This window comes from Vibrio rubrogenes, from assembly GCF_059641415.1.
Genome location: NZ_JCARSY010000033.1, coordinates 14,814 through 40,577 on the forward strand (window position 1 = coordinate 14,814; position 25,764 = coordinate 40,577).

General features: G+C 47.2%; 16 protein-coding genes and 1 pseudogene. 2 read left to right on the top strand and 15 right to left on the bottom strand.

Annotated features, from left to right (window positions below; all coding sequences use genetic code 11):
- Positions 1–22: 22 nt before the first annotated feature.
- Entirely contained in the window at positions 23–1,150 is a 1,128-nt protein-coding gene (locus tag AC55NX_RS17220) for an FIST signal transduction protein (RefSeq protein ID WP_496996865.1), read from the top strand.
- Positions 1,147–2,880 carry an ATP-binding protein gene (locus AC55NX_RS17225; RefSeq protein WP_496996852.1) on the top strand — a complete coding sequence of 578 codons (1,734 nt, stop codon included), beginning with the start codon at positions 1,147–1,149 and terminating at the stop codon, positions 2,878–2,880. The genes AC55NX_RS17220 and AC55NX_RS17225 overlap by 4 nt, the downstream gene beginning before the upstream one ends.
- 46 nt (positions 2,881–2,926) lie before the next feature.
- Here the strand turns inward: AC55NX_RS17225 and AC55NX_RS17230 are convergent, their stop codons facing one another.
- From AC55NX_RS17230 to AC55NX_RS17300, 15 genes and pseudogenes are all read right to left on the bottom strand, one after another.
- Positions 2,927–3,265, bottom strand: coding sequence for a hypothetical protein (locus AC55NX_RS17230; RefSeq protein ID WP_496996853.1), 339 nt, complete (start codon positions 3,263–3,265; stop codon positions 2,927–2,929).
- 61 nt (positions 3,266–3,326) lie between these two features.
- Entirely contained in the window at positions 3,327–4,055 is a 729-nt protein-coding gene (locus AC55NX_RS17235) for a DUF1295 domain-containing protein (protein ID WP_496996854.1), read from the bottom strand.
- 53 nt (positions 4,056–4,108) lie between these two features.
- Positions 4,109–5,158 carry a hypothetical protein gene (locus tag AC55NX_RS17240; protein WP_496996855.1) on the bottom strand — a complete coding sequence of 350 codons (1,050 nt, stop codon included), beginning with the start codon at positions 5,156–5,158 and terminating at the stop codon, positions 4,109–4,111.
- A gap of 2 nt (positions 5,159–5,160) precedes the next feature.
- Entirely contained in the window at positions 5,161–5,895 is a 735-nt protein-coding gene (locus tag AC55NX_RS17245; RefSeq protein ID WP_496996856.1) for a 4'-phosphopantetheinyl transferase family protein, read from the bottom strand.
- Positions 5,879–6,193: a RedY/HapK family protein gene (locus tag AC55NX_RS17250; RefSeq protein WP_059120772.1), complete on the bottom strand. Its 315-nt coding sequence runs from the start codon at positions 6,191–6,193 to the stop codon at positions 5,879–5,881. The genes AC55NX_RS17245 and AC55NX_RS17250 overlap by 17 nt, the downstream gene beginning before the upstream one ends.
- Positions 6,194–6,240: 47 nt before the next feature.
- Positions 6,241–8,607, bottom strand: coding sequence for a prodigiosin MBC biosynthesis protein PigJ (gene pigJ, locus AC55NX_RS17255; protein WP_496996857.1), 2,367 nt, complete (start codon positions 8,605–8,607; stop codon positions 6,241–6,243).
- Positions 8,604–10,070, bottom strand: a complete 1,467-nt coding sequence (locus AC55NX_RS17260) for a D-alanine--poly(phosphoribitol) ligase (protein ID WP_496996858.1) — start codon at positions 10,068–10,070, stop codon at positions 8,604–8,606. The genes pigJ and AC55NX_RS17260 overlap by 4 nt, the downstream gene beginning before the upstream one ends.
- 1 nt (position 10,071) lies before the next feature.
- Positions 10,072–12,009, bottom strand: coding sequence for an aminotransferase class I/II-fold pyridoxal phosphate-dependent enzyme (locus AC55NX_RS17265; protein ID WP_496996859.1), 1,938 nt, complete (start codon positions 12,007–12,009; stop codon positions 10,072–10,074).
- A complete protein-coding gene (locus AC55NX_RS17270; RefSeq protein WP_496996860.1) occupies positions 12,006–12,272 on the bottom strand; it encodes a hypothetical protein in 267 nt (88 codons plus the stop codon). Before AC55NX_RS17270 ends, AC55NX_RS17265 begins: the two co-directional genes overlap by 4 nt.
- Before the next feature lie 7 nt (positions 12,273–12,279).
- The gene (locus AC55NX_RS17275; RefSeq protein ID WP_059120767.1) at positions 12,280–13,314 is read right to left on the bottom strand and encodes a methyltransferase; all 1,035 of its coding nucleotides are present in this window, start codon (positions 13,312–13,314) and stop codon (positions 12,280–12,282) included.
- 66 nt (positions 13,315–13,380) lie between these two features.
- The gene (gene pigE / locus AC55NX_RS17280; protein WP_496996861.1) at positions 13,381–15,936 is read right to left on the bottom strand and encodes a prodigiosin MAP biosynthesis aminotransferase PigE; all 2,556 of its coding nucleotides are present in this window, start codon (positions 15,934–15,936) and stop codon (positions 13,381–13,383) included.
- On the bottom strand, positions 15,933–18,521 hold the full coding sequence (gene pigD, locus AC55NX_RS17285; protein WP_496996862.1) for a prodigiosin MAP biosynthesis protein PigD: 2,589 nt from the start codon (positions 18,519–18,521) through the stop codon (positions 15,933–15,935). Before pigD ends, pigE begins: the two co-directional genes overlap by 4 nt.
- A 217-nt stretch (positions 18,522–18,738) precedes the next feature.
- The gene (gene pigC / locus AC55NX_RS17290; RefSeq protein ID WP_496996863.1) at positions 18,739–21,399 is read right to left on the bottom strand and encodes a prodigiosin ligase PigC; all 2,661 of its coding nucleotides are present in this window, start codon (positions 21,397–21,399) and stop codon (positions 18,739–18,741) included.
- Positions 21,396–23,459, bottom strand: coding sequence for a prodigiosin MAP biosynthesis oxidoreductase PigB (pigB, locus tag AC55NX_RS17295; protein ID WP_496996864.1), 2,064 nt, complete (start codon positions 23,457–23,459; stop codon positions 21,396–21,398). Before pigB ends, pigC begins: the two co-directional genes overlap by 4 nt.
- 1,438 nt (positions 23,460–24,897) lie before the next feature.
- Positions 24,898–25,697, bottom strand: a pseudogene (locus tag AC55NX_RS17300) (IS3 family transposase).
- Between the last annotated feature and the right edge of the window lie 67 nt (positions 25,698–25,764).

Sequence of the window (25,764 nt, forward strand, 5' to 3'; positions counted from 1 at the left end):
CGTATCTTCACTGATTTCTTCGTTGGATCGCCCTCACTTGCGCGGTGTGTTTTTTTATTATACCGAAGAGTATGCCCCAGAAATCTTATGGAAAGAGTTAACTCGGCAGCTACCGAATGTCCCGATAGTGGGGTGTTCGTCATATCAGGGTATCATGACAGAAAAAGGCTATTTTAACGGGCCGACCGTTGCCTTAATGGCCGTTCATCATGATACCTGTACGTTCGGAACGGGATTCGCTGAATTTGCGAATCACGCCACAATTAATGAGGCCGTTCAACAGGCGATTCAGCAGGCATTACAGCACGCACAACGGTGTGGAGAAGTACCGGATCTGGTCGTTTTACACGCTATCCCCGGATATGAAGAAGAAATTATTGCTGCGATAGATGCTGTGTTTGGTATGTCGGTGCCGATGATTGGCGGCAGTGCGGCTGATAATTTTATTCAGCAGAGATGGTCTGTCATGACCGATAAAGGCTGGTCCGGCAATGCGATTGCAGTTCAACTGTGTTTCCCTCTCAGTCCCGTGACAACCGGCTTCTGTGCCGGTTATTCTCCGACTGAATGTGTCGGAACCATTACCAAATCTCATGGCCGCCTGCTTGAAGAAATTGATCATGAACCTGCAATTGATGTTTATAAGGCTTGGATCAGTGATCATTCTAATCGACTGATTTCTGATGAATATCTCTACCAACACATTACCAGTTTTCCTCTCGGACGCATTGCCGGGCAAATCTATGAACAATCTTATTATAAATTGACTCATCCAAGACGAATCACGGAGCGGGGCGAGTTGGAATTGTTTGCTGATGTTCAGGTTGGTGAAGAAATTACACTGATGACCGGTTCCCGGGAACAGTTGGTGAATCGGGCAGCCAGAGTCTTGAAAGAAGCAAGTGCTAAGAATTATACCCACTCGGAGATCCTTGGTGCCATCTCGATTTTCTGTGCCGGTGCCATGGCTCGATTGGGGAGTGATATTCAGAGTGTACAAAAACAGATGTGTGAGCAGTTAAACGACAAACCTTTTATCTGTCCGTTTACCTACGGTGAGCAAGGGCAGTTTGTCGGTGGTGAAAATGCTCATGGTAATTTGATGATTTCATCTGCCATTTTATATGAGCCGGAGTCTTTCTCATTATGAAGAACCTCGAGCATATAGAAGAGCTGAATGAAACCTTACTGGAATTGAGAAGATGCCGGGAGCGGGAAATCAGTCTGGCTGAAGAAAACCGAACTATTCTTGCGACCTTGTCAGCGTTAAGCCATTCAGAAAACAAATATCAGATCTTTGATGAACTTCAAAAAGTGCTGGGGCAATACATCGATTTCAGCGACTTTATTGTTATTTCCAAACAGAAATCAGAACAGACATTTACCACGTTTCTGACCACCAATGGTGCATTTAAAGATAGACAGTGGCGCTACGGTGATAAATTTCAACGTGTTCTCGATGGCGAATGTATTTTACTGTTTCAGCCCGATTCTCTTGCTGAGTTTAGTTTCTTAAGTGAGCCGCTCAGGAAAAGTATCGGGATGGCACTGATGATTGGTATTAGGGCACAAGCCAGTGACTCGGTGTTATTACTGCTCGGTTCTGAAAGTGGTCAATTCAATACAGATACCAAATCAACGTTTCTCCGCTTTCGGCCACTGATCGAACGTGCAATTAGTGAAATTGAGCATAAAGAAGCCCTGCAAAATATCGTTGATCAGCGAACTAAAGAGCTACAAGAAGCTCGCCAGATTGCAGAACAAGCCAATGAAACCAAATCTCAATTTCTTGCAATGATGAGTCATGAACTGAGAACACCGCTGAATGCGGTGATTGGTATCATTGATATCTTGCAGCAAGATTCAGATGACTATCAGAGTGATTTGTTAACCCGTATGGGGCATTCTGCGGAGTTACTGCACGTGATTATCGGTGACATTTTAGATGTCAGTCAAATCGAGTCAGGGCATTTTAAACTACATCGCCAGTGGACCAATTTGAACGAACGTCTGCTCGGCTCTCTGGAACATTATCAAGAGAATGCTAAACAGAAAAATCTGGCGTTTCACATTTCAGCTCAGGTCGCAGATCAATATGAATATTTTGTTGATCCGGTTCGGCTCATGCAGATTATTTTTAATCTGGTGGGGAATGCGATCAAATTCACCGATGAAGGCGAAGTTAAGGTTGAACTCAATACAGCGGATGATCAGTTGACGATTATTGTTGCTGATACAGGCATTGGGATTAAGCCGGAGAAACTGCATCATTTATTCACCCCATTTATTCAGGCTGACAGTACCAAAACAAGAAACTATGGGGGGACAGGGCTTGGTTTAGCCATCACGAAGCACCTGGTTGATCTCATGGGCGGGCAGATTGATGTAAAAAGTCGAGTAGCAAAAGGCACGACCTTTCATGTCAACTTGCCGTTATGTTTAAAAAAACCTTATCAGGTTGCTCAGTCCCAGTTACCCGCGTCTGTTTCCCCCTCGCTCAAAGCCGCCGCTCAGAAGACTATTTTGGTGGTTGAAGATACGAAAACCAATCAGATGGTTATTCAGATTCTGTTGGAACAATTAGGTTACAGTGTCACTATTGCTGAAAATGGACAAGAGTTTCTGGATATTATCGCAGAGAATTCCACATTTGACCTGATTCTGATGGACATTTCGATGCCGGTAATGGATGGGATTGAGGCCACCAAAAGGTTACGTCATCATAATATTCTCACGCCGGTCATCGCCTTAACAGCTCACTCAACACCGGAAGATCGGGAGGAATGCCTTCTGGCAGGAATGGACGACTTTATCGTCAAGCCGTTCAGAAAGCACCATATTCAAGCGATCGTCAATAAGTATCTCAATGAAAATCGCTAGGTTTTCTGGAATCCGGTTCGGCTCGCAGGCACTCCAGTGAAGAGACTTATTTTTCGCTCGAGGTAAATTGGAACAGCATCAGATCTTGCATAAAGTCAACCGAGACGGATGCCGGTGAATACTGACAAGTATCAGATACGGGGATCAGCGTCCCATGCCAACCATATAACGTACGGAATGAAACCAACCGTCCAGAAGAGTTACGTTGCTGATCCGCCGGGATTTCTGCAAATTTCATATTCCGATCAAAGCATGCACCTCGGCCAAAAATAGTCGCACGTGCATCAACATAATAAGGCTGTTCAAATACCAAATCATTCAATGCGGTCTCTCGTAGGACAGGGCTGATTTTTTCTGGCTGAGAGGTAATGGTCTTATTATTCACTCGGCCGAAACAAAACAACCAGCCCTAATCGGACTGGTTGTTTTGTTTCTGTGCAATCACATTACACGACAAACGGAATAAAGCATTTCACTTTCCGTTTATAATTTTCCCATTGTTCGCCATAGCGTTCACCAGACATTTTTTCACTTTTCGGAATGGCATCCCCATAATATTGTCCGATATTGGTGAGTGGGGCAATCAGCCCGATCCAGTGATTCGCGAGCAGGCCGAAACTGACAAAAATCAGAAAGTCGCCAAAATAATTGGGATGGCGGGAGGTGCCCCAGAAACCGGTGTTTAACAGCTTGCCGCGATTGTTGGGGTTTTGCTTGAAACGACGCTTCTGATAGTCGCTGCCAAAGTGGTAGATGGTGCCAATAATATAAACAATGATTGCTAACCATTGCATCGCGCCGAATGGTCCTTGAATATCGGCAGCCCAGTAAAACGGTAAACAGTAAAGCCAACCGAAAATGTTGACCATCATGATCGCCAACATCGGTTGTTGTTGCTCGGGGATGACGCCACCGAGTTTCGCTGCAGCGGTATTGGCATACCAACGCGTTAATACAATATTCATCCGCAACAGGTAAATGCCGACAAATATAATAATCAACGCTTTATGACCAAAATCCCCCGTTCCCCAATAACAATAGGCGAGGGCAACCGGGGCCATGGTATTAAATCCCCAGACAAACATGGGGCGGGTATCTTGTGCTTTTCGAGTGGCACGATAAGCCAGTCCGGATAAAACCAACATAATGACAATTAACGTGATCCAAATTTCCATAGTAACTCCTTCTTGCGAGGACAATTTATATTTTCCCTCTTGTCGCTGAGGGCTTAATCGATAGTTAAAATACTGTCTAATTGACGTCGTGGTGAAACATCTGCTGCAATTTTGATCTGCCCGAACCGGGCAAAAAATATTGGCTGATGTGTCATTCCCAACGTATTTGCCAGTGTTGCTTTGGGTAAATCGTGTTGAACGAGTACACTGAGCGGGTGAATCCCCCAACCCCATTGTTGAAGTAACAACCATAATCGGGCCAGCATCATTCCGGTCAGAAACAGATTGTGCTGATTGGGATCAGCAAGGCTCAGAGCCAGATATTGCGGCCCTTGCGCGGTCAGCTTTGCGAACTCGCGGGCCATGAACTGAGGTAAGCGTAGGAGACGAGTGAATGGGTTCAGTTTCGGATGGAAACCGATACGGAATAACCACTCGACATAGGCAGGAATTTTGCCAAATAGATGATGGAGGTAGAACCCATCCTCTACAGATTTATTTTTATCAAAATGAATAAAGCTATAGGTTTCTTGCCAGGCCCGTTTGTCGGCAAAATCCAGTGCTGCATATTGATAAACTAAATCAGCAACCTGTCGACGACTCATTTGATCTTGCCACAAGTCTAACCGGACCGGAGAATCGGTGAAAATTTCCTGAAGCCGAAACTGTTGTAGTGCAGAGAGCTTTGTCGTTTCGTAAGGCATCCTGTTGGTATGACGATGTTGAATCTGATCAGCCAGATCATAATAAGCCTCTGGATTGGCCGGCTGCAAACCTGCCGGACTGAAGCAGATGAGACCGTCTTGAGCGTGAGGAAGTGTCGGTGTGGCGTGAAACTCATCAAACCATGTCCATTGCAGCGGTGTGCCGGCATTACGCATTAATGTCTCAATATGCTGAAAGAAAATGCCACAGCTCATCAGCATTTCATTTTCTAATGACGGCAGACCTTTCAACGCTCGACGACGATCAATTGCCAGATAACCCGTCTGGGATGAGGGCGAATAACGCACCGCCCAAGGCTGACAATTATGAGAAGAGGGGGCTGAACGAGCAATTTCAATCGCACCGGCCAAGTTTTGTTCAAACGATGTTGTAAACATTATTATGTGCTCCTGCCGGATGAAACGGTCAATGGTACAGATGTAGATAACGTCATCACATCCAGCTCCGGACGTTCGCTTTCAGGGTAATAACAGATCGCACAAACCCAATATAAGCCATAAACCATCCAGAACATGCGTTCACTCAAGTTTGCGCTGGGATCAGATACCCGCTGTTGCTGCCAGTCAATATCAATGGTTCGCAATAAATGAGGAAGCCCGATGCCATGACTCTTCAAAAAGGCTTCTCGTACAGCCCAAGTCGCACAAAGTAATGTCATGGACTGCGTACATTCTTCAGTCGTGAAAGCCCATTGCCGGGCTGACGTACCAAAATGCCGATAGCACTGGAGATCAATCCCCAATGCCTGTTGCGATGCCGTGGCAATCGCATACCAGATACCACTGTGACTGACAGACACACCGCGCACACCTAAATCGGGATGGAAGCCAAATGGCTGACCTTGCTGAGTATATATGATATTAAATTCAAAGCACTTGGTTTTCTGTGCAACCGAGCTTTCTTCCCTGTGACTGAACGGCAAAGCGGCAGTATGCCATACCTGATTAAGCCAGTGTCTGGTTTGCCAGCGCGCTTGTTGTCTGACCTGTGAGCGTGCGTCAGCTACCGTTGTATGTTGATCGAAACACGCTTGCGCAATCAGCAAGCGGGGCACATCGGTGCCCGCTGTCGACTGGCTGGCGATACGTGCAGGGTCTTCACTGTTGATAGCCATTGCCGATTCTTTCCCCGGAAATTTCTTCAATCACTTCGGCCATTTGCTCGAAACGTGCAACCAGACTTTGAAATACCGGGGTTTGCATATCACGATCGAATGCTTCCAGAGAGCTGAGACGAATGATCTCAATAAAGTGGAATTGAGCATCGGCTGCCTGACTGACATCGATCACATCAAATGCCAGAACAGAATCGAGCTGATGACATGCCTGATAGTCGGTGTGAACAACCCAGTCGCGAAATTCGTGGTACAGAGCGATATCTTTCAGGCGAATTTTATGCACAATTGTTTTCATCTTATTGTCCTTTTTCATCTATGGTTCTGATGGTGTTTCAATGTCCGTTATTCATGGTGATCAGCAGTACCGCTTTGTTCGATAATCAGATGGTAATTGATTCCGCCCGTACCGAATGAGTTGATGGCAGCGATACGCCCTCCCGTACAAGGGTAAGGCCAAGGAATCGTTTGCTGAGGGATCTCCGCCGGAAGATCGGCCAGCATCAACTGAGGATTCATCTGCTCATAAACCGGCGTTGGTGGAATCTGTTCATGTTCAAATGCATTGAGCACTTTACACATACTCAGGGCTGCGGCACCGGCAAAACAGTGACCGAAATTGTATTTCACTGAGCCAATGAACAACGGTGCGCGCTGCGGTGCTGCATCCGGAGAGTCGCTTTCTCGCTGATAGTGTTGCCGAATCGCACTAATTTCTGAAATATCCCCCAGAGCCGTTCCGGTACCGTGAGCCTCAATATATTGAATCTGCTCCGGTGCGACGTCAGTTAATGCCAGTGTTTTCTCTATCGCGAGCGCTTGTCCTTCCGGATCCGGTGCGGTCATTGAGCGGCTGTCACATGAACCAGAAATCGCACGAATCGTCGCGAGCGCTTTTGAGTTGGCGGGCTGACGGGAGAGAATAAATATCCCGCCGCCATCTCCGGGAGTAAAACCATCATTTTTATCGGCAAACGGGCGAATCCGAGATGTTGAGAGCATCATCTGGGCGCTGCACAGCACCAAATCGCGTTCTGTCGTTGCCATCTCAATCCCTGCAACGATTACCTGATCATAACGTCCTGATTGCAATGATCTAACTGCATCATGAAGTGCTGCCATCGAGCTGGCACATGCGGCTTCAACCGCATAACAGTCTGCCTCAATTGCTAACTGTTGTGCCAGTAACATTGCTGAACCGATACCACTGGCGCCATACCAGTTCCAACGGTTTTGAGGTAGCGGCTGAGGGCGGGGAAGCGTGATTGTCTGAGGTAGCTGATCCCACAAATGGCGCACAGTGCGAACCCGATCTGGTGTCAGCGACAGATTGGTTGCGACAATAATCGCCGTACGACGATTGGAAGCATCTGATGGCAGTGATAAACGTGTGCTGGCATTGAGCAGGTACTGCTGCGTGACATCCAACCGATGTTGTTTCGCCGGCATCATCGGCTTCTCGGCAGTCACATCCTGAATGTTGTGACTGGGAAAGCACATGGCTTGACGAATATAGGTGCTGAGCTTTTGGGGATGCGGACGAAATAGCGCCACCTGATGCAGTTGCTCGGCAGATAACGGCTGAATCGTATCGCCCCCTTGTGCCAGCGTTTGCCAGAATGACGACTTGTCATAACCGAGTGCTGTCAGCGGACAGTAATCCAGAAGCTGGATCGGTGCTTGTGGGTGGGGGATCGTCTTATTGACCGATGTCGGACTGATTTGCCATCCGAGCCCCGTGAATGAGTGGCCGGAACAGTGTTGTTTTTGCTGGCGCAGCATGTCGAGTAACTGACAGAACACCTGATTTGCACCGGCAAAATAGTCACAATCATTTTGTGTGGCTTCAGTCGATGGCAGCGTATCGATGTCACCCAATTCGGCAAGAACCGGCCATTGATTCTCCTGAGCGACATTGACCGGGCAAACCAGCAAACTAATCGCACCTTCCAACCAAGTCTGGTTCGCAGAGACGCCTTGTTCCAGCAATAGGTTAGCTTGTTCCGGATGGTGAAAACATTGAATCGATGTTAAGAGGGCAACCCGGCTGTCTTGAAATCGAAAGCTATCTTGTGCCAGTTGCAGCAGCCGTAAACCACCTAAATCTGCACCATCGATAGTCTGACATTTACCCCGGGTCTGAGCAAAGTGTGCGATCCGGGCAGGGATACTGGAAGCCATTTCACCGATGCGGTCATGGGAAGATGCGCCCAGACATTGCACGAGTTGTTGCTTATACGCATCAATCTGTTGTTCTGCTTCTTGAAGAGAATGGTTCTGTTCGGTCAATTGATCGCCAAGCAGACGTAATGCCTGAACTTTCGCAGCATTACGATAGGCCGCATCACTTCCCAGATGTACCGCACAGAATTGATCACAATGATCCCGCAGGGAATCAGGGAGCGAGATCTGTTGGAAAACTTCATCCGCGGCTAACAACGCCAGCCGGGTTTCTTTACTGACTGCCTTGCGAAACAGCGGTGGTATGGCGAACTTTCTGAAATCAAACTCCTGATCACTGACTTGACCGATAGAGAGCGCCGCTTTTACGTCCAGCTCAGTATCAACATGTTGCCATGGCGAAACGTAATGCTGTTGCACTAGTTGTTGCCATGCTTGTGGCTCTGCCAGATGATTAAAATGGCGTTGTCCGGGGAAAACACACCCAATACTGACGATCGCCAGTCGGTTGTTCGATTGATCTGAACTCATCTTGGCGTAACCTCCGCTAAACGTCTGCGATCTACTTTGCCATTCGCATTCATCGGCAATTGTTCAGTCATCACCAGTTTCTGCGGCAGCATATAAGCGGGGAGCTTCTCCCGGAGAAATTGCTTGATAGCAAGCAGACTCAGCTTGGCTTCAGGGTCTTTAAGAACAGCGACCATCACCAATTGTTGGCTGAGTTCCCCGAGTTCGACAAACAAAGCCACCTGTTGAATCGCAGGATGTTGGTATAAGGCCGACTCGATTTCTCCCAGCTCAACCCGATAACCGTTGATCTTAACCATATCGTCAATTCGACCGCGATAGATGAGGCCGTCTTGTGTCATTTCCACGCGATCCCCGGTTGCATGGCACTGTTTGGCATGCAACGCGGTTTGTCGCGATTCAGGCGCATTCAGATAGCCCGGTGTTACACAAGGGCCTGAAATCAGTAACTCGCCACTGACTCCGGTGCAGTCCGGGATTTGATGACGTTGGCCGGCATCATCTTCAATTTCTCCTTGGAGACCAGAGAGCGGATAGCCGATAGGGATATGACTCAGCTGAGACAGACGGTCACGGTCAATGGTGTAGGCGGTACACACATTGGTTTCTGTCGGGCCATACCAATTGCTGATCCGGCAGTGCTGGGGGAGATGTACAAGTAACTGGCGAAATGCCGCAATCGGGTAGGCCTCACCAGCAAAAATAACTCGCCTCAGTGACGCTGTCACATTTTGATTCAGTAACCCACTTTTCTCCATCATGGCCAGAATTGAGGGGACGCTGTACCACACCGTCACTTGATGTTGTGCGATGCCTTCAATCAATGCCGGACAGTTTTTCTGTTCGGATTCTTGAATAATCCAGACACAAGCACCGACGGAGGCCGCAGCAAACAGATCGAAAGTACTCAGATCAAAAGCAAAGCTGGCATGATTAGACAGGGTATCTTCCGCTTGCAAGCCAATATCAGTGATCGCCCATTCGATAAAAAAGCTTAGCATCGTATGAGTGAGCTGAACGCCTTTGGGTTGACCGGTTGAGCCCGAGGTGTATAACACTGCAGCGAGCGAATGACTGAAGGTCTGAAAATCCTCAATGGCTGTCGTCGGCACTTGTTGATGTTCGAGTGAATCCAGCCAATCCTGATCAATGATCAGTACCGGCCGGGCAATGTCGATAATCCGCTGAATTCTCGATTCCGGCTGACTGAAATCAACCGGAATATAGTGATTGTCCGTCAGCCATACCGCATAAATCGCGGCAACCGTATCCGGGCCTTTTGGCAGATTGAGTAAAATCCCCTGATGAGATAAATCCATCCGCTGTAGTGCCGCAGCAATTTGCAGCATCCGTTGACCCAGCTGCGCGTAACGCCAGTGCTGCGTTCCACAACGCAGCGCTGAACGATCCGGTGCATGACGAATATGAGATAACAAACGGTTTAAAATCGTTGGTATCGCCATATTATGCCTCCGCGATGGCAACTTTTTCCCGTACTCGAGCCGCATCAGCAACAGGAACACCCACCTCAAGTGCTGAATCCACTAAGATTTGATAGGCTTCATCAAGATCCTGACGGGTATGCTCACTGGTGACACTAATCCGCAGCCGCGCATCACCGACACTGACACCGGGGAAGACGACGGTCTGGCAATACATGCCACGTTTTCTGACCGCGCGGCCAAACAGTAGAGTTTTCGCATCATCACCGACAACAACAGGAATAATCGCTGAATCGGAGTTTTCCAGATCAAATCCGGCATTGAGCAGACGCGTCCGGAAATAGTAGATGTTATCCCACAGGCGAGTCAGTCGCTCCGGTTCGCGCAGCATGATATCGATTGAAGCGATGACGCCCGCGGCCACATGAGCTGGGATCGTCGCGGCAAAAACATAGGAATTGGAATAGAAGCGTAAATATTCGACGACGTCACCGTCGGCACAAACGTATCCTCCCAGTCCTGAAAGAGATTTACTCATCGTCCCCAGTTCGAGATCGACCTGACCTTTCATATTGAAGTGTTCGGAAGTACCGGAGCCGGTTTTCCCTAACACACCAGTTGAATGGGCATCATCAACCAACACTTTGGCGCCATAACGTTCTGCCAGTTTGACCAGACGCGGCAGATCAACGATATCTCCGTGCATACTGAACACACCGTCGGTCACAATCAGTTTGCCGCCCGGATGATCAGCATATTTCGCCAGTGATTTTTCTAAACTGGTCAGAGAGTGATCGTAAATTTTGCGTTGTGCGCCTGCCAGTTTACAACCATCTTGAATACTCATGTGGTTAATCGAGTCGGTAAATACCAGATCATGTTTACTGGTCAGGGCAGAAATACAGCCGAGGTTGGCCGAGTAACCGGATGGATAGACGATACAGTCATCCCGTCCTTTCAGTTTTGCCAGCTTGCGTTCCAGTTCCAAGTGCAGCATGTTACTGCCAGCAATAATCCGACAGCCCGTATTGGTAGCACCGTATAAACCCGCGGCATCCTGAATGGCTTGAATCACTTCCGGATGACTGGATAGTCCAAGATAGCTGTTTGAGCCAAACATCAGAAATTCGCGGCTTTTCCCTGTTGTTTCATCAAAAATCACCGCACGGTTTTTACAGGGAGTTTCTAATGGCATGCCATACCAGTAAAGCTGATTATCCCGTTTTTCATGGTAGAACTTACGGAACTCACGCGCTTTATAAAACAGATCGGGATGTTGAATCCCAACGAAATCGCGCATGGTTCGCGGGTCACCGATTTGTTGGCGATCCGCCTCTGAAGACATCGCAAGGTGCGCATATGGATCTTCGTCACTCGGTATCGGTGCTTCCGCTGTTGCGATCACAGGAGGTTGATAGCCTGCACCGTCTTGTGGGAGTTGACTGACAAGCGCTGCTTTCATGGCTGCCAGTGTCTCGGCTTTGGGTAATTCCAGTTTTGGGTCCAACCCCAGCAGGGTCAGTAATTCACTTTGAACTGAGAGCACATTGATCGAGTCAATCCCTAAATCATTTTCAATCTGAGCATTCATACTGATTGATTCAACAGGATAACCGCTGTGACTTGCGAAGACCTGACAAATCATATCATCCAGCCAATGCGTATCAGAGGTTGCTTTGGCAGCAGACGACGCTGTCGGTAACTGATATTCCGTGGACGCAATCGCTGACACAATATCCGCGAGTGTATCGAGCTTGTCTGTCGCCAGCGGTGTGGAAAGCTGAAGTTGCTTGGTCAGTGTGGTGGCAATATCTGCCAAGGCAATCGAATCAACTCCTAAATCATTTTCCAGATGGCTGGTCACTGACAATGCATCGACCGGATATTCGGTGATTGTGGAAAACGTTTGCAGAATGAATTGCTGTAGTGCATCAGATGCGGCTTGGTTATGTTCTGTCATACTTGTTCTCCTTCATTTTGATTCGCCTTCAACCGTTCAACAAGCGAAACCATCGCGGCAACGGATGCAAAGTTTTCCGGGTAGATATCTTGCATTTTGATTTCAACCTGAGCCTCATTCTTTAAAAAATCGACCAGATCAAAAATTGCGGCAGAATCAACAATATTCAGCTCAAATAATGGGGTTTCGCTCTCTAAACCGTCCGTGTCTCCGTCAAGAAACTGCTGGGCGATATGCTGGATTAATTGGTTGGTTAACATCATGAGCTCCTTACAGATTGGCCGATTGAGGCTTATCGCCGCAGATGAGCGTCCGTGGACCGGACAGTTCGATAATCCGAACATTTTCAAATCCGACAGCCCGGAAACGCTCCAGATATTCCTGAGTACTACTTTCAATCCCGCCATCCGTTGAAACCAGCATGTTGAGTGAGAGCAGGGCGGTAAACTCAGGGCCGGATTTCTCATCATTCAACGGTGTTTCTGATGCCATGAAGCGTCCGCCGGCTGGCATCGCTGCATAAATGTTCTTCAAGATAGTCATCTGAATTTCTGGTGCATAGTCATGTAACATCCAGCCTAAATGAATCAAATCGTGATCCTGTAACGCCAGTTTTCCGGAAATCACATCACCTTCGATGACATTGATTCTGTCGCCATAGCCTTGGACGGCCAATCGGTCGCGCAGAAATGCACACGCTTGAGGCAGTTCGCAAATCGTCAGATTAATGTCGGAATTGATCCCGGCAACGGCGATGGGCAATGTTCCGATACCACTGCCGATATCCAGAAACGACTCATGTTGAGAAAAATCGTAATCTTGGATAAATCCTTCAATGAATGGTGCGGCAAACTTCCCCAAAAACTCTTGAAAATCAGTTACATCATCCGGATTCTGATAAAGAATGTCGAACCAGCTGCGATTATCACCGAATACGGCCTGACGTTGATTGGTATCACTGGTTACTGCGGTTTTCAACTCACCCCATAATGGGTAGAGGAATGTATCGATGTGACGACCTAACCATCCCAACCACATCGGCTCACTACTAACCAAAAATGAAGCATGTTCCTGTGGCAAGTGATAGCACTCGCCCTGTTTTTCCAAATATCCCATCGCGCGAAGTGCGATCAGTATTTGCTCGACGGAGCGAAGCGGGCTATTGAGTTTGTCGGCAACTGCCTGAGCGCTCAAATCTTGGTGATGTAAATGGTCGAATAATTTTAAATCTAATGCCGCTGTCAGGGTTTTTGCCTGAAAAAAGCCCATCATCTGATTAACGGCGTCTTGTTTTGTTCGTGTCATGAAAAATTCCTTTATTGGTGCTCAGTTTTAATTTCAGCGATTGAATTCCGTATATGAATTCAGTGCTTAGTCCATAAATGTCGAGAGTTCTTCACAGACATCTGCAAACGCAGCTACAAACCGTTCCATTTCTTTCTGTTCGATGATCAACGGCGGTTGAATACGAATGACGGTTGAGCTGTTGGCGGTGATAAATGTCAGAATGTTGTGATCCAGACACAACTTCGTGACAAACTTCATACAGAACATTTCACCAAGCGATTGCTCCATACGAGTCATGGCAATCTGAAGATGTTCACGTACCGGATCCGGTAAGAACTTCCACGTGGTGTGCCAGTCACCGGGCAGGCGTGTCGCAAACTCACGGGCTGATGCTGCAACGGCTCCGGCAAAAGATTGCTCGAACTGAATGCCCAGCATGAGTCCACGCCCTCGAATTTCCTTGATAAACGGATATTGCGCGGCGATCTCTTCCAAGGCTTGCTTGAGATATTGACCAGAGCGAGCCGCTCGCGCCGGCAGATCTTGTGCTACCAACTCTCGCAACGCATTCAGGGCAACTACAGAGGCAACGTTACCGCCACCGAATGTTGAACTGTGAACCAGAAAACGATCCGCTGTGCCATAAGCACGTTGCCAGATATCAGCACGACACAAGGTTGCACCGATCGGAACCAGCCCTCCGGAAAGAGATTTCGAGAGGATCATGACGTCCGGCTCTAGGTTGTCCCACTCACAGGCAAACAGTTTGCCGGTGCGAGCGAGTCCGGTCTGAACTTCGTCCACCATTAACAGTGTTCCGGTCTCCCGGCATAATTGCTGAGCGCGTTGCAGATAACCTTCGGGGAAGAGATGTACACCACCTTCGCCCTGAATCGGCTCAAGGATCAATGCACCGACATCATCACGTCGGATCGCGGTTTCCAATGCGTCCGGATCGGCGAAGGGGACTTCCACCATGTTTTCTAACAGCGGTTGAAAATAACGGCGGTGTTTATCACGACCGGTGAGTGAGAGCGCGCCGAGCGTTTTACCGTGATAACTGTTATTGATATACGCAATGCCCGGTTTACCCGTTGATGCTTTAGCAATTTTGATTGCAGCTTCGACGGCTTCGGTGCCCGAGTTGCTGAAAAAGACCCGTCCCATATTGCCGGGAGAGAGATAACACAACAGTTCAGCAAGTTTCGCTGTCTGTTCCGGGACCGAAATATACTGAATAAAGTTTGGCCCTTGTGCATCGAGGTAATCTTTCAATGCATTGACCACAGGCTGAGGGTTGTGACCGAGACTCAGACAGCCATATCCCGCGACCATATCCAAAAACGCGGTTCCGTCTGCCGTCCATAGTGTGGTTCCGGATGCGCGTTGGAACACATTGTCACAATGCTGTAGACGGAGAAAATCAACCATCATCGGATTCACATATTGGCGATAACGATCCAGTGTGTCTTCACGTTCGGCATCTTGATTCAATAACCCATCAATAAAGGCTAATTGCGCTGTGGGCGTGTTATCGGATGTCTGCTCATAAATGTCTTGGTGATAGTAGCGTTTGAGATTCGTTACTTGCTGTCGTTCGAGGCGTTCGCCAAAAGACGCGAGCGGATAGGCGTAAAATCCGTGTTTCTCGGCAATTTCACCGATCTCAAGCACTTTTTCCGGTGGCAGGTAGCGACCGAGTGAAAATTTTTCCCGGCGTCCTTCCAAAGCCAATACAATTGTCTCGGCCATACAGCCATTTAACTGTTGCTTGATGGTCACATTTAATGACTCACCACCAAGTTTGACGGCATCGGTCGCTGTGACACAGCCACCGTCGATGATCAGAATGTCTTCTCGCTGAGGGCGAACATCGGTATCGACATCCCGGGGGAGTGCGATATCAATAAAGATCGAACCGGGTTGGAGACGAGCTGTTTCGATAATACCACCGGAAGAGGTTGCTCCCGCAAATAAGCGACATGACCGATAGAGCGTCTCCGGATCACCGGTTAACGTGACACGATGGTGATATTGTTCCGGTAAGTGGCTGAGGAGTTCAGCTTGATCTTTGTGACTGGCGCGGTGGAGCAGGTAGAGTGAATAACCTTCGGCCAGCAATAACCGACTTAAAGCCAGACAGATTGACCCGGGATAACCGACAATTGCAATCGGCTCTTTCTCCGGATTGATATCCAGCCATTCGGTAATCTGACGTAATGCACGGTAACCGGCATACGTTGTCAATGAGTTCCCTGATGTAACCGGCACCGGTGATTTTTCAGCGGTCGCTTCTCCACGCCGTCCGACGATCGAAGTGAATCCTCCCAGACCAACCAGCTCCGCACCATCTTCAACGAGCTCTTCAATTCCCTGAATTACCCGCTGAGCGATCACTCGCGGTTCTGCCAACATTTCGTCGGCAACCAACGGCATATAGCGAATAATGCCTTCACAGGTTGCCCCCGTCGCTGATGTGATCCGGGCAAAGTTCATAAACGGCACGAGATTTTCTTTATGCCATAACTCTCGGTTGTAACCGCTGTGGAGTTCATTTGAACTACGCTGCAGCAGATCCAGCATTTTGACATAACGTTTTAAACCAACAGATGTTGGATGAGCAATGAACCCGAACTTCATGATGTGACTTCCTTTGCTTGAATTTGGTCAAATGATTGGCTGGCAGGCTCTGATTGGCTAGCAGCCGCAGTACGTTGTCGTAGTGTTTCTTTATCACAGGGGTCGCGCTGCCAGCCTTTGGCGGTTGCCAGTGAAATACCATCCCCTTCATTGTTGTGACCGAGCACCACGGAAAATAAATTGAGTCGCTTCGGACTTGTCAGCGCATCACGGATGACGGTTTCATCAAAATGCGTCAGCGTTTGATTTTTGATCTGAAAGTCATTGATGTTCTGTTCGAACGCCGGTTGATCAAGGTTCATCAGCCGCATTTGCCGAGATGTCCGGTTAAAGAGAATACGTTCCTGATAGGTATTGATGACGGATAGTCCGCCGTTACATAAATAGAACACAGTAATGCTTTTATTGAGTGATTCCGGATGGGTGAGAATGTTGTCGATAAACGCCGGCAACATATCAGGCACAATCCCTTTCGCACCGTCACCGATGAAAGCAATGACATGGGTCGGACTGGTGTGCGCCAGATAGGTTGTTGCCATCAAGGCATCTCCCATCAGTGCCCGGCCATACCAGCCGGAAAAACCGCGGCGGGTTCTGGCGACATTTCTGACTGCAGAAATCCCGCATCGGCCAACATCGTAAACCCCGGTATAGTCATATGACTGGGTTGTAATTAAATCTTCAATTACCCGATTGAGTTGCGAGAAGAAATAGTTCGGTGACATCGGCAGCGTCGGTAAACGACTGACCACATCTGAAGGCGAGTCCAGATAGGCGCGAATCAGCGACTGACGTTTTTCCCGCAGACTATCACTGACATTCAGGTTGGCTTTGACGGCCTTGAGGAATGTCAAACAGTCCATATGAAGATGGATGTTGGCATAAGGCGATAAGTGGCGTTCATCGTGCGTTAACTGAACAAGATGAACCTTATTTTCTAAGCGACCATCGGAGAAGGGCGTTGTAATTTGAGCCACGCGGCTTTTGATCATGAACAGGCTCTGTTCATGGAGTGGGTTGATCTTATCGTTGGTATGCATGAAGTTATAGACTCGCGGGCTATAACCGTAGATCGCCAATGTGCCGAGATAGTGTGGGTTCAATTTCCCCTGATAATATTTCGGTGCTGTGCCGGGGTGTGCCAATGAGTCAACGAGAGCAATCCCTGCAACGTCAGCGATTTCATGGATCAGTGCATATTCATCGTCAGTCACCGGGCCGAGCTGCCAGATGAGTTTTTCCGGCCCCGCGTTGATTAGTTGCATCGCTTGTTCAAATGCTTCACCGGATACCGACACGGTATCTGCGGATTGAATCGGTAGGCTAGCGACATCACTGATCACATGGTCCAATGGCAGGCTGGATTCCAACACATTCTGAGTTGCGAGAATCACTACCGGCCCCTGATTGAGATGATAAAGCCGGAAGACTTCCGTCAGTCCTTCAGTCATCTGACTGACATCGTGAATGTAGACATGAGGGATCCGGCGCGCTTGCAGGACTTCCCGCATGTCTTCCGTCGGTGTCAGAGTCCCCTGGAAACTGTACCACTGGTTATTGCGGTTTTCTGCAACGACCAGAATCCCTTTGGCTGCGGTTTCACGCAGATTGGCTAAGGTTCCTTTGAACTCATCCATCATGCCGGATGTGACGACACCGAGAAACGGCATTCGGTAGAGCTGCCAGTTGGCAATCGCACCGCAGGCGATGGCATGTTCATTCGGCCCTCGCAGAGTTAAAGCACCATGCGTTTGGGCATGCTTATCCAGATAACCAATCAGATTGGAGACGATTGAACCGGTGTAATAAGAGAACAGCCACCGATCTGGTGTCACATCCTCAAAGAATCGGATCAGCTGATCCGCCAAGGTATTATGGAGTGCAGCGGCACCTTCAGGTTTAACCCGTCGGTTGGTGTAGTTCATTTCAAAGAAATCCATCCACAGGCAGAGCAGTTCTGTCTGGAAAACTTGAGGATCTTGAGAACGAACAATTTCTCGGTATTGCTGCGGTAAATAACGACAGGGGGAACGCAGACTACGAATAAATGTCACCGTAGAAAACGTGGTATAAAACGCAGGAATCCCCGTTTTTTGCATGGCGCAATAGAATGCATCCAGATCGCGATCGATTTTCTCGATTTGATCATCGCTTTGCCCTAAAGAGGCTTGATCGTAAAACAACATTCCGACCTGAAATGCCGATTGTTCTTCCAACGCGTGGGAATACACAATTTTACCAGTGGCTTCCGCGAGACTGCTGCACTGGATGACCTGAATGTTGATGGCTTTTTTCTGCTCTTTCAGAAAGTGAATAGCTTTGCCTCGCGTCTCCAGATAGAGCTCATCATAAGATAAGTCGAGTAGCTGTAAAGGCAGGTCTGACTGAATATGGACCTGATTAAATGAATAATCCCGGATATCATTCAATACACTCAGGCCAGTCTGAAAAAAGGCGGGATCTTGAGTGACGACAATCACACCGACAGTAATCGTATCCAGTTTCCTCTGAGGCTGATCTTCGTGACTCGCTTGCCAAAACTGCTCATATAAGGCGCCGGAAGCGTTTGTTGCTTGTCCTATCATGGATCGGTTCCTTGTTTTCTCTGAAATCATGGGAGTTATCCAACTCACATGTGTACTTGTTCAAATGGGGCGAACCGTATGCATGAATACAGCCGTTGCCCGCTTAAAAAACGCAGCAGCCCCCGCCGAATCATCCGTAATGATTCGATGCTAATATGAATAATTTTGCTTATGGTGACAGAGTTTCTCTGCCACCGATATGGGTGATTCGTTCTGCCTATGATTCCTGACGCTGGATCCTGACATGCCCGTTATCGCCATCGATAATCAGCGTATCGCCACTCTGAATCTGTTGTGTTGCTGTTTTCAGATTCACGACCGCCGGAATCCCAAACTCACGCGCAACAATACAGCTGTGAGAGAGAGCGGAGCCGATATCCGTGACAACACCACCGGCCAGAGCAAATAGCGGGGTCCAACTGGCATCAGTAAATTTGGCAACCAGAATTTCACCGGGCTGTAATTCTCCGGCTTGGGTTTGCAAGTCGGTAATGACCCGAGCCTTGGCAACGACCTGTCCCGGACTTGCGGCTAAACCTTTTAACTGATCCGGGTGGTCGTCAGCACTTGAGACTTTAAGTTGTGGCGTATAACCACCGATAATTGCCATTGGCGGCTCATCCGCATGGAGATTTAGTAAATGCTGATGGCGATTTTGATTGAGCAATTCAGGATCAAACGCTTCATCGGTAGAAATCCGACCGGCGACATAATCACGAAAACGCTGAAAATCGATATAAGGCAGATCCTCGCGGCGCACAATGTTCTGTGTTTCCAAGCGTCCCAGCACTTCCAGAATGATTCGGCGATAGAACCATGTTTCGGTGATAAATGTCGGACGTGTCGCTTCGCGCCGTTCCGCCATGACACCATAAAGCTTCATCAGCATTTTCAGCTTGAATCGTCCCATAAAGGGCAGTCCGCTCAACAGTTGTGCACTGTCTTGATTGCGGAGGCTTTCTGTCTCTTGTAATTTCTTCTGTAAATCAACCGGATGCTGGAGATACATCTTCATCACTTGTAATAAGTAACTTGGATCATCACGCCAGCGTGGAATACTTAATTCAAACTCTTGTCTTCCCCGGGAGCCGAATTCAAACAGAAAATCTTCAAATGGCCCATGCCAGAAGTCTTGACCGTTGGGATCTTTCTGCAGGCGTTCAACCAGTTCATTCGCTTCATATTTGTCAAAAAGCTGTTTCAACAGAGGTTGCTGATTGATGGTATCAACCAGTTTGAGAATACCGAGTGTGACTTCAATCGTCCGTAGATTATTCATCGACGCTTTGATGCGATTTTGCAGACCATTGCCTTTGTCACCCAAATACGCCTCGCAGGTTTCCGTTAATGCATCGTACAACGCAAAAGATTGCAGGAAGAAGGGCATATAAGCGGCGCAACTCTCCAGAAAGTATTGATCTGCACGCTCCAATTCACGATTCAGATCGGCCAGGGTCATTTTGCTGAAATCCAGCGCCAGAAAACGCTGTGTTTCTTGCTGACGCAGGGTAATCATGCGTTCAACGATTTTCGGTGCATGACGGACATTATGAATCTGCTGCTTGAGCCAGTACCAGGCACTTTTGGCATAATCCCATCCCTGAACACCGGGACCATAAGGATTCTGATAGTGGGTGAAATCAATATCGTCCGTCGCATACCGGGTGGTAAATTTCATCTCATCGCGAGTCGGCGGACACTGTCTGAGCATGTGGGCCGAGCCGGAAATATTCAGATAGACGTGTCCCTGAATGTAGCCCATGTAGATCGTCCAGTCCGAGATATCTGCCATCCCCATTTTCTGAATCGCCGGCCCGTGAATATGTTTCTGATAATACTCACAAAATGACAGCCCCAGCGGGGTCATCAGGCCGGTCACAATTTCACCGGTATCCATCCGGGAGAACAGGGCACCATCTTTCACCGATTGTTTTGATTCCCAAGGATTAGCGTAAACAACAGTTGCTTCTTTTGCCTCGGTCGTGACCGGACGTGCCTGTAGCAGCCAAACTTTGTTATCTTTTACCGCCCATTCGATATCTAAATCCGTGCCGTAAATTAACCGGGCCTGACGTGCAAGGTTGTTCAGCTCGCTCAAGTGTTCCGGTGTCAGGCTGGGTTTCTCTTGCAATGCTTCAGGGGTCGGCAGAATAGTGACTTGTCCTTTTTCATCACACTGACAGTAGTGGGGCTTGTGACGGATCTCCTGAGCAATAACGTTGCCAGTCTGTTTGTCGAGGGTAAAGGTATCGGTCGTGACCTGACCGGAAACAACCCCTTCACCCAATCCCCAGCAGCTATCGATGACAATCTGATCCTGATTGCCGGACAGTGGATCACAAGTAAACATCACACCGGCTGCATCCGCATCGACCATCTCTTGCAGAACCACTGCGATAGCACTCTCGCAGGCATGTCCCTGACGGTAAAGTGCCGCTCGGTCAGCCCAAAGCGATGCCCAACAGGAACGCACTTTTTGCAGAACATCTTGAATCCCTTGAACATGCAGATAAGTTTCGTACTGACCCGCAAATGATTGGGATTGGCCGTCTTCATCCAGTGCGGATGAGCGTACCGCTATACGGGGATTCTCTCCCAAATTCTGATAGGCTTGCTGAATCGCCTGTTTAATGGATTCCGGGATATCTGCATTGAGAATTGTTTCTCGCACCTGTGCCATCTCTCCGGATTCGAGCAGTGGCGCGGGAAGTGTTTCCCGAATAAATTGCTGATAAGCATCTGCTGTCACACAAAAAGCCACTGGAACGGGCAGGCCCGCATGAACCAAATGGTTCAGTGAATAACCTTTACCACCCAAATGTTGATGGGCGAGTTGCTGATCACCGGAGATCCCGACAACGATATGAGCATCCGTCATAGTGTTGCTCCTGCTAAAGAGTCTTCAGTCTGATGTTGAGATACGCTTGCCTCCGGTTGAGGAGTCAGCGCAGCATTTAGCTGTTGCTTGACCGCTCTTGATGTCTTCAAGCCAGAGAAAATTGCGCCTTCAATATTACCGATACCGACACTATCCTGATTCGCAAATTGAATACATTTAAATGGCTGCCCTGCGGTATTAAAGATACCACGACTATGATGTCCTTTAACCGCAGTAACCAGACCGCCAGACCAGTGCCAAATTTTGATATCTTGAATCACATTCGGATTGATACCGATGTTTGTCAGGAGTTTGGATATTTCAAAATGAGTCTGTTTTTGCAGCGATCTGAATTTTCCATAAGCATCGCGGCCTTTGCGCTCAGGACGCGTTGTGGGCATCAGTAGTGAGAGTACACCGACCTCAGCGTTGCTGTCAGGATCCATCCAGTTTGCGACCAAACAAGTCCCGGGTTTACACCAGTAGAACGGTTCATTCACAGAAGCGTGTTCAGGTTCGATCATATACCCGCCAAATGCATGACTAAGCACAGGTTTTGATAGCAATACGCTGGCCATATAATAATCTTCGTAACAAATCGTCTGAATGGCTTCAACCTGAGCCTGTGGCAAGCTTGGAACATGAGGAACAATCGCGCTTTTCTGTGCAGCCCAAATGACTTGGCGCGTATTGACCTGTATCGATTGGCCGCCCACCATCAGTTGTAATTCAGCATGATCCTCAGCAAGTTGGTTGATGTTGTCCAACGTTGCATCGGTCACCATGGTCACATTTTCTTTTGCATCAAGGTAACGACATAATCCTTCACTGATGCCGCCATTTCCTCCGGGCAGTGCCATCAGGTTGCCGCGTAAATAACCGATGAGAAAGTAAAGTCCGGCATAGGCAGAGACATCATTGAGATCAGAACATTCAACCCGCAGTGCAACCCGAATTGCATTTTCAACTAATTTACCAAGGACGGGTGGACGCAGATGCTGAGGGAAGTGGGCAATTTTCTCGGGTTCAAACAGATAGGTGTACAGAGAAATATTATCCAGCAGTTCCATTTCTTCCCGGGGCCAACCACTTGCTTCACTCCAAGGCACTTGAGGATAGAGCCGGGTTCCGGGAGCGAATCGGTCCAGAAAGCGATAAAGTTCAGCAAACGTTGGATCTCCGAGCTGTTTGGATGAACTTACATACGGTTTACCAATAATGGCATTTACAAAGAGCTGGCAGGTGAGTCCCCATACTTCAGGTTTGAGCAGAAAAGCCGGTTTTTTGAGAAAGCCAATAATCACTTCTCCCAAACAACGCATCAATAACATCGTATCGAAAAAAACCAACATGTCTTCAGCGTTGGAGCGGTAGCTTTTATCCATGCCGATTTTCTTCAGAATATACATCATCTCAGAGTCGGGGAGTGGCTCTTGAAAACAGACACCACCGACAGGATGCTTGAGTCCTTGATAGGATTCATGACGAGCATTACCTCCCAAAGATGCCGTTTTCTCGACGACTAAAACGCGTTCCTGATCAAACTCACTGGCTGCGGTTAATCCGGCAATACCGCCACCAATAATGACAACGTCATAGTTCTCTCCATTTTGAGGTCGGTCTGTTTGTGCGGAGGTTGACTGAAGCTGAGAAAAATCTTGCGTGGGGAAGATGCGGAATGCTGTTTTGCGTCGGTATTGGTTGCGGAGCATGTACAGTGCTGCTAAAGCAAAGACGGCATCCAGCAATATGACCTGAGGTTGTGAGCGGTGCAAAATGGTGACAAAAACGACCATCATCAGAAGCTGGCCATAGATAACCCATTTTGTCCAAGGCGGATTCAGTAGCAAAATCAGCCCTGAAATGAAGAGAATAGCACCGGAGAGGAGATTGAAAAATTGAGCGTGAGTACCAATCCAAGCAGAAATCCCTTCGTACCAGGTTCCTTGATTTGCCACAGCTGCTATTTGAAGTTCTGCTACAACATCTTCAAACTGAGGGAACAGTTTAGCAATGCCGGCAAGCATATATAGTACGGCGAAAATACGTTGAATCATCATTCGATAGTTACCTCTATAAAGCCTATTTTGCGAACGATAATTGGTGATTACCGTTCGCAGTGGACAACTTGTCGGGCGGGTAACTTACTTTTTCCTGAAACCGTCATTCTAAAAATCACATACAGTTGATGACCGTTGAAAGACGGTAATTCTGGTTATCCAGTTCGTTATATATTCAAAAGCTTTATTGCTCAAACGGCACTTAACCTACATCTATTGATATAGATCATATTATTGACATAACGATACCGCTGACGAAATAAAGCCCATGATCCTAGCCCTGACGTTGTTATAGTATTAATCAAAAAAACAATTATTGATGAATGTGTAAATTATGGTTTTTTTGACGCTGTACCTCAATTTTTTGTTTTTATAATATGCGATCATATCGCGATGAATTTCTGGTTATTTTTATAAAACAAAATTATTAAACTTTTAAGTCAGAGAATTTTTATTTAATTAAGTTTTTATTCTCTGTGAAAATAGTTACCACATAATCCGAGAGGCTATCAAGATAGAAATATTTAAGAATATATTTGCTGAACAAGGGTTAAGCAGTTATTTTTCATAAAAATCAAATATATAAAATAATTATTCCATATTTGAAAATATTTATTGAAAATTTCAACATGAGAGATACTTCTCAAAAATTAAAGAAACAAGATCTGCGGTTTGCAGTTCAACATGAGGCGTATTTCATTTTATTTTTTTGACTTACCTCTTGCTATGCCATACATATAAATAATAGAAATGTAAAAAAGAAAATAGAGTTTATACTTTAACAAATGAAGTGTAGATGAAAATATTCATTCTGTGGTAATTATTCATGTAAAAGTCATCATTCATGCCCTTCAAAAGGGAAAAATTAAAGCTCGTAATCATTAATTAACTTATCTATCAAAAAAACTGTGTCATCATTTTGGCTTATCTTAATGCTGCCATGTAGGTCGTATTCACGGTCATATCATTTCATCTTTGAGTAGTAACGTTATCGTTCATTCAATGGAGTTCTATACATTTATCAGCCGTAGAAAGATTTTTAATGCTCATAATCTATGTGATATTTGAGTATTGCTAAATTTATATGTAACTAACGGAGTGCCACATTTGAATGAACTGTATTTATTGTGGAGTATTTACTCCAATCATTTGTGGTTAAATAAAAGAATCAAACTGAAAATTGATAATTTCAAACGGTTAGTTTATTGGAAAACCTGATTTCTCCGCTCAACCAGAAACAGAATGGAAACAACTATGGGCGACTCGTTTAGAGCGGGGAAAGCAGCAGCATATGGTTATGCTTTGTGGTGTCTAATGTGATTTGAGGCAGCAATTGAAACAGACGGCTAAGGATTTAAGACTATACGGCTCTTGGATCAATGATGCTGTAAATCATTTTCCCGACATGATGAGGGTGGATCGTATGAAGCTGTGTGTTCTACCCCGTTTTTAGTAAAGACGTAAACTGACGATCTTGATTCGCTAGTCTACGTCGCATTCTTGGATTATGGAACCGTTCAATATAATCAAAAGTATCTGCTCTGGCTTCGTCTCTCGTCCGGTATTGCCGATAATTGATACGTTCCCGTTTCATTACACCGAAGAACCATTCACAAGCCGCGTTATCTGCACAATGGCCTACAGCGCTCATGCTGCTGGTTAGGTTCTTTTGATTGAGAAAGCGCTGATAGTCTCCGCTGGTAAATTGTGTGCCACGATCTGAATGTAAGATAACATGATGTCTTTCCTGACGCTGCCAAACCGCCATTTCGACGGCTCGAATCACCATATGACGGTCTTGTCGATGATGCACCGACCAACCAACGATGAGCTTGCTAAACAGGTCAAGCACCACACACAGATAAAGCTGCTTGCAGCTCTTCGTGCATATGTGGTGCGCCGATAATGCTGCCACTATAATCATGTATCTCGCGCATTCGTTTTAATCACGTTGCGTTAGCAAGAGTACGCGCACTTGGCTGACGTTCCACCCAAGCGTAATAACCACTAGGAGAGACGCTCAAACAACGGCACATGAGGAGAACAGAAAACACATCGCGGCAACGCGATATCGCAAGCTTTATCTTGAGACTGCTCAGCCTCGCGTTTCCAGCGACTCAGTAAATTGGGATTAATACCGATATCTAACGCAATTTGACGACAACTCGCGTCAGGTTGCTGAGCGAGCAAAACAGCTTCACGTTTCAATTCTGCAGAATATTTTCTTCGCTTGGTCATAGACACTCCTTTTAGGCATAGTATGCCTCTTTATAGATGTGTCCGTAAAATCTGGGTAGAACCCAAG

Coding starts and splice junctions, on each gene's coding strand:
- AC55NX_RS17225 (WP_496996852.1), top strand. CDS start 1,147: ATGAAGAACCTCGAGCATATAGAAGAGCTGAATGAAACCTTACTGGAA.
- AC55NX_RS17275 (WP_059120767.1), bottom strand. CDS start 13,314: ATGACACGAACAAAACAAGACGCCGTTAATCAGATGATGGGCTTTTTT.
- AC55NX_RS17260 (WP_496996858.1), bottom strand. CDS start 10,070: ATGGCGATACCAACGATTTTAAACCGTTTGTTATCTCATATTCGTCAT.
- pigB (WP_496996864.1), bottom strand. CDS start 23,459: ATGATGATTCAACGTATTTTCGCCGTACTATATATGCTTGCCGGCATT.
- AC55NX_RS17270 (WP_496996860.1), bottom strand. CDS start 12,272: ATGATGTTAACCAACCAATTAATCCAGCATATCGCCCAGCAGTTTCTT.
- AC55NX_RS17265 (WP_496996859.1), bottom strand. CDS start 12,009: ATGACAGAACATAACCAAGCCGCATCTGATGCACTACAGCAATTCATT.
- pigJ (WP_496996857.1), bottom strand. CDS start 8,607: ATGAGTTCAGATCAATCGAACAACCGACTGGCGATCGTCAGTATTGGG.
- pigC (WP_496996863.1), bottom strand. CDS start 21,399: ATGACGGATGCTCATATCGTTGTCGGGATCTCCGGTGATCAGCAACTC.
- AC55NX_RS17235 (WP_496996854.1), bottom strand. CDS start 4,055: ATGGAAATTTGGATCACGTTAATTGTCATTATGTTGGTTTTATCCGGA.
- pigD (WP_496996862.1), bottom strand. CDS start 18,521: ATGATAGGACAAGCAACAAACGCTTCCGGCGCCTTATATGAGCAGTTT.
- AC55NX_RS17250 (WP_059120772.1), bottom strand. CDS start 6,193: ATGAAAACAATTGTGCATAAAATTCGCCTGAAAGATATCGCTCTGTAC.
- AC55NX_RS17245 (WP_496996856.1), bottom strand. CDS start 5,895: ATGGCTATCAACAGTGAAGACCCTGCACGTATCGCCAGCCAGTCGACA.
- pigE (WP_496996861.1), bottom strand. CDS start 15,936: ATGAAGTTCGGGTTCATTGCTCATCCAACATCTGTTGGTTTAAAACGT.
- AC55NX_RS17240 (WP_496996855.1), bottom strand. CDS start 5,158: ATGTTTACAACATCGTTTGAACAAAACTTGGCCGGTGCGATTGAAATT.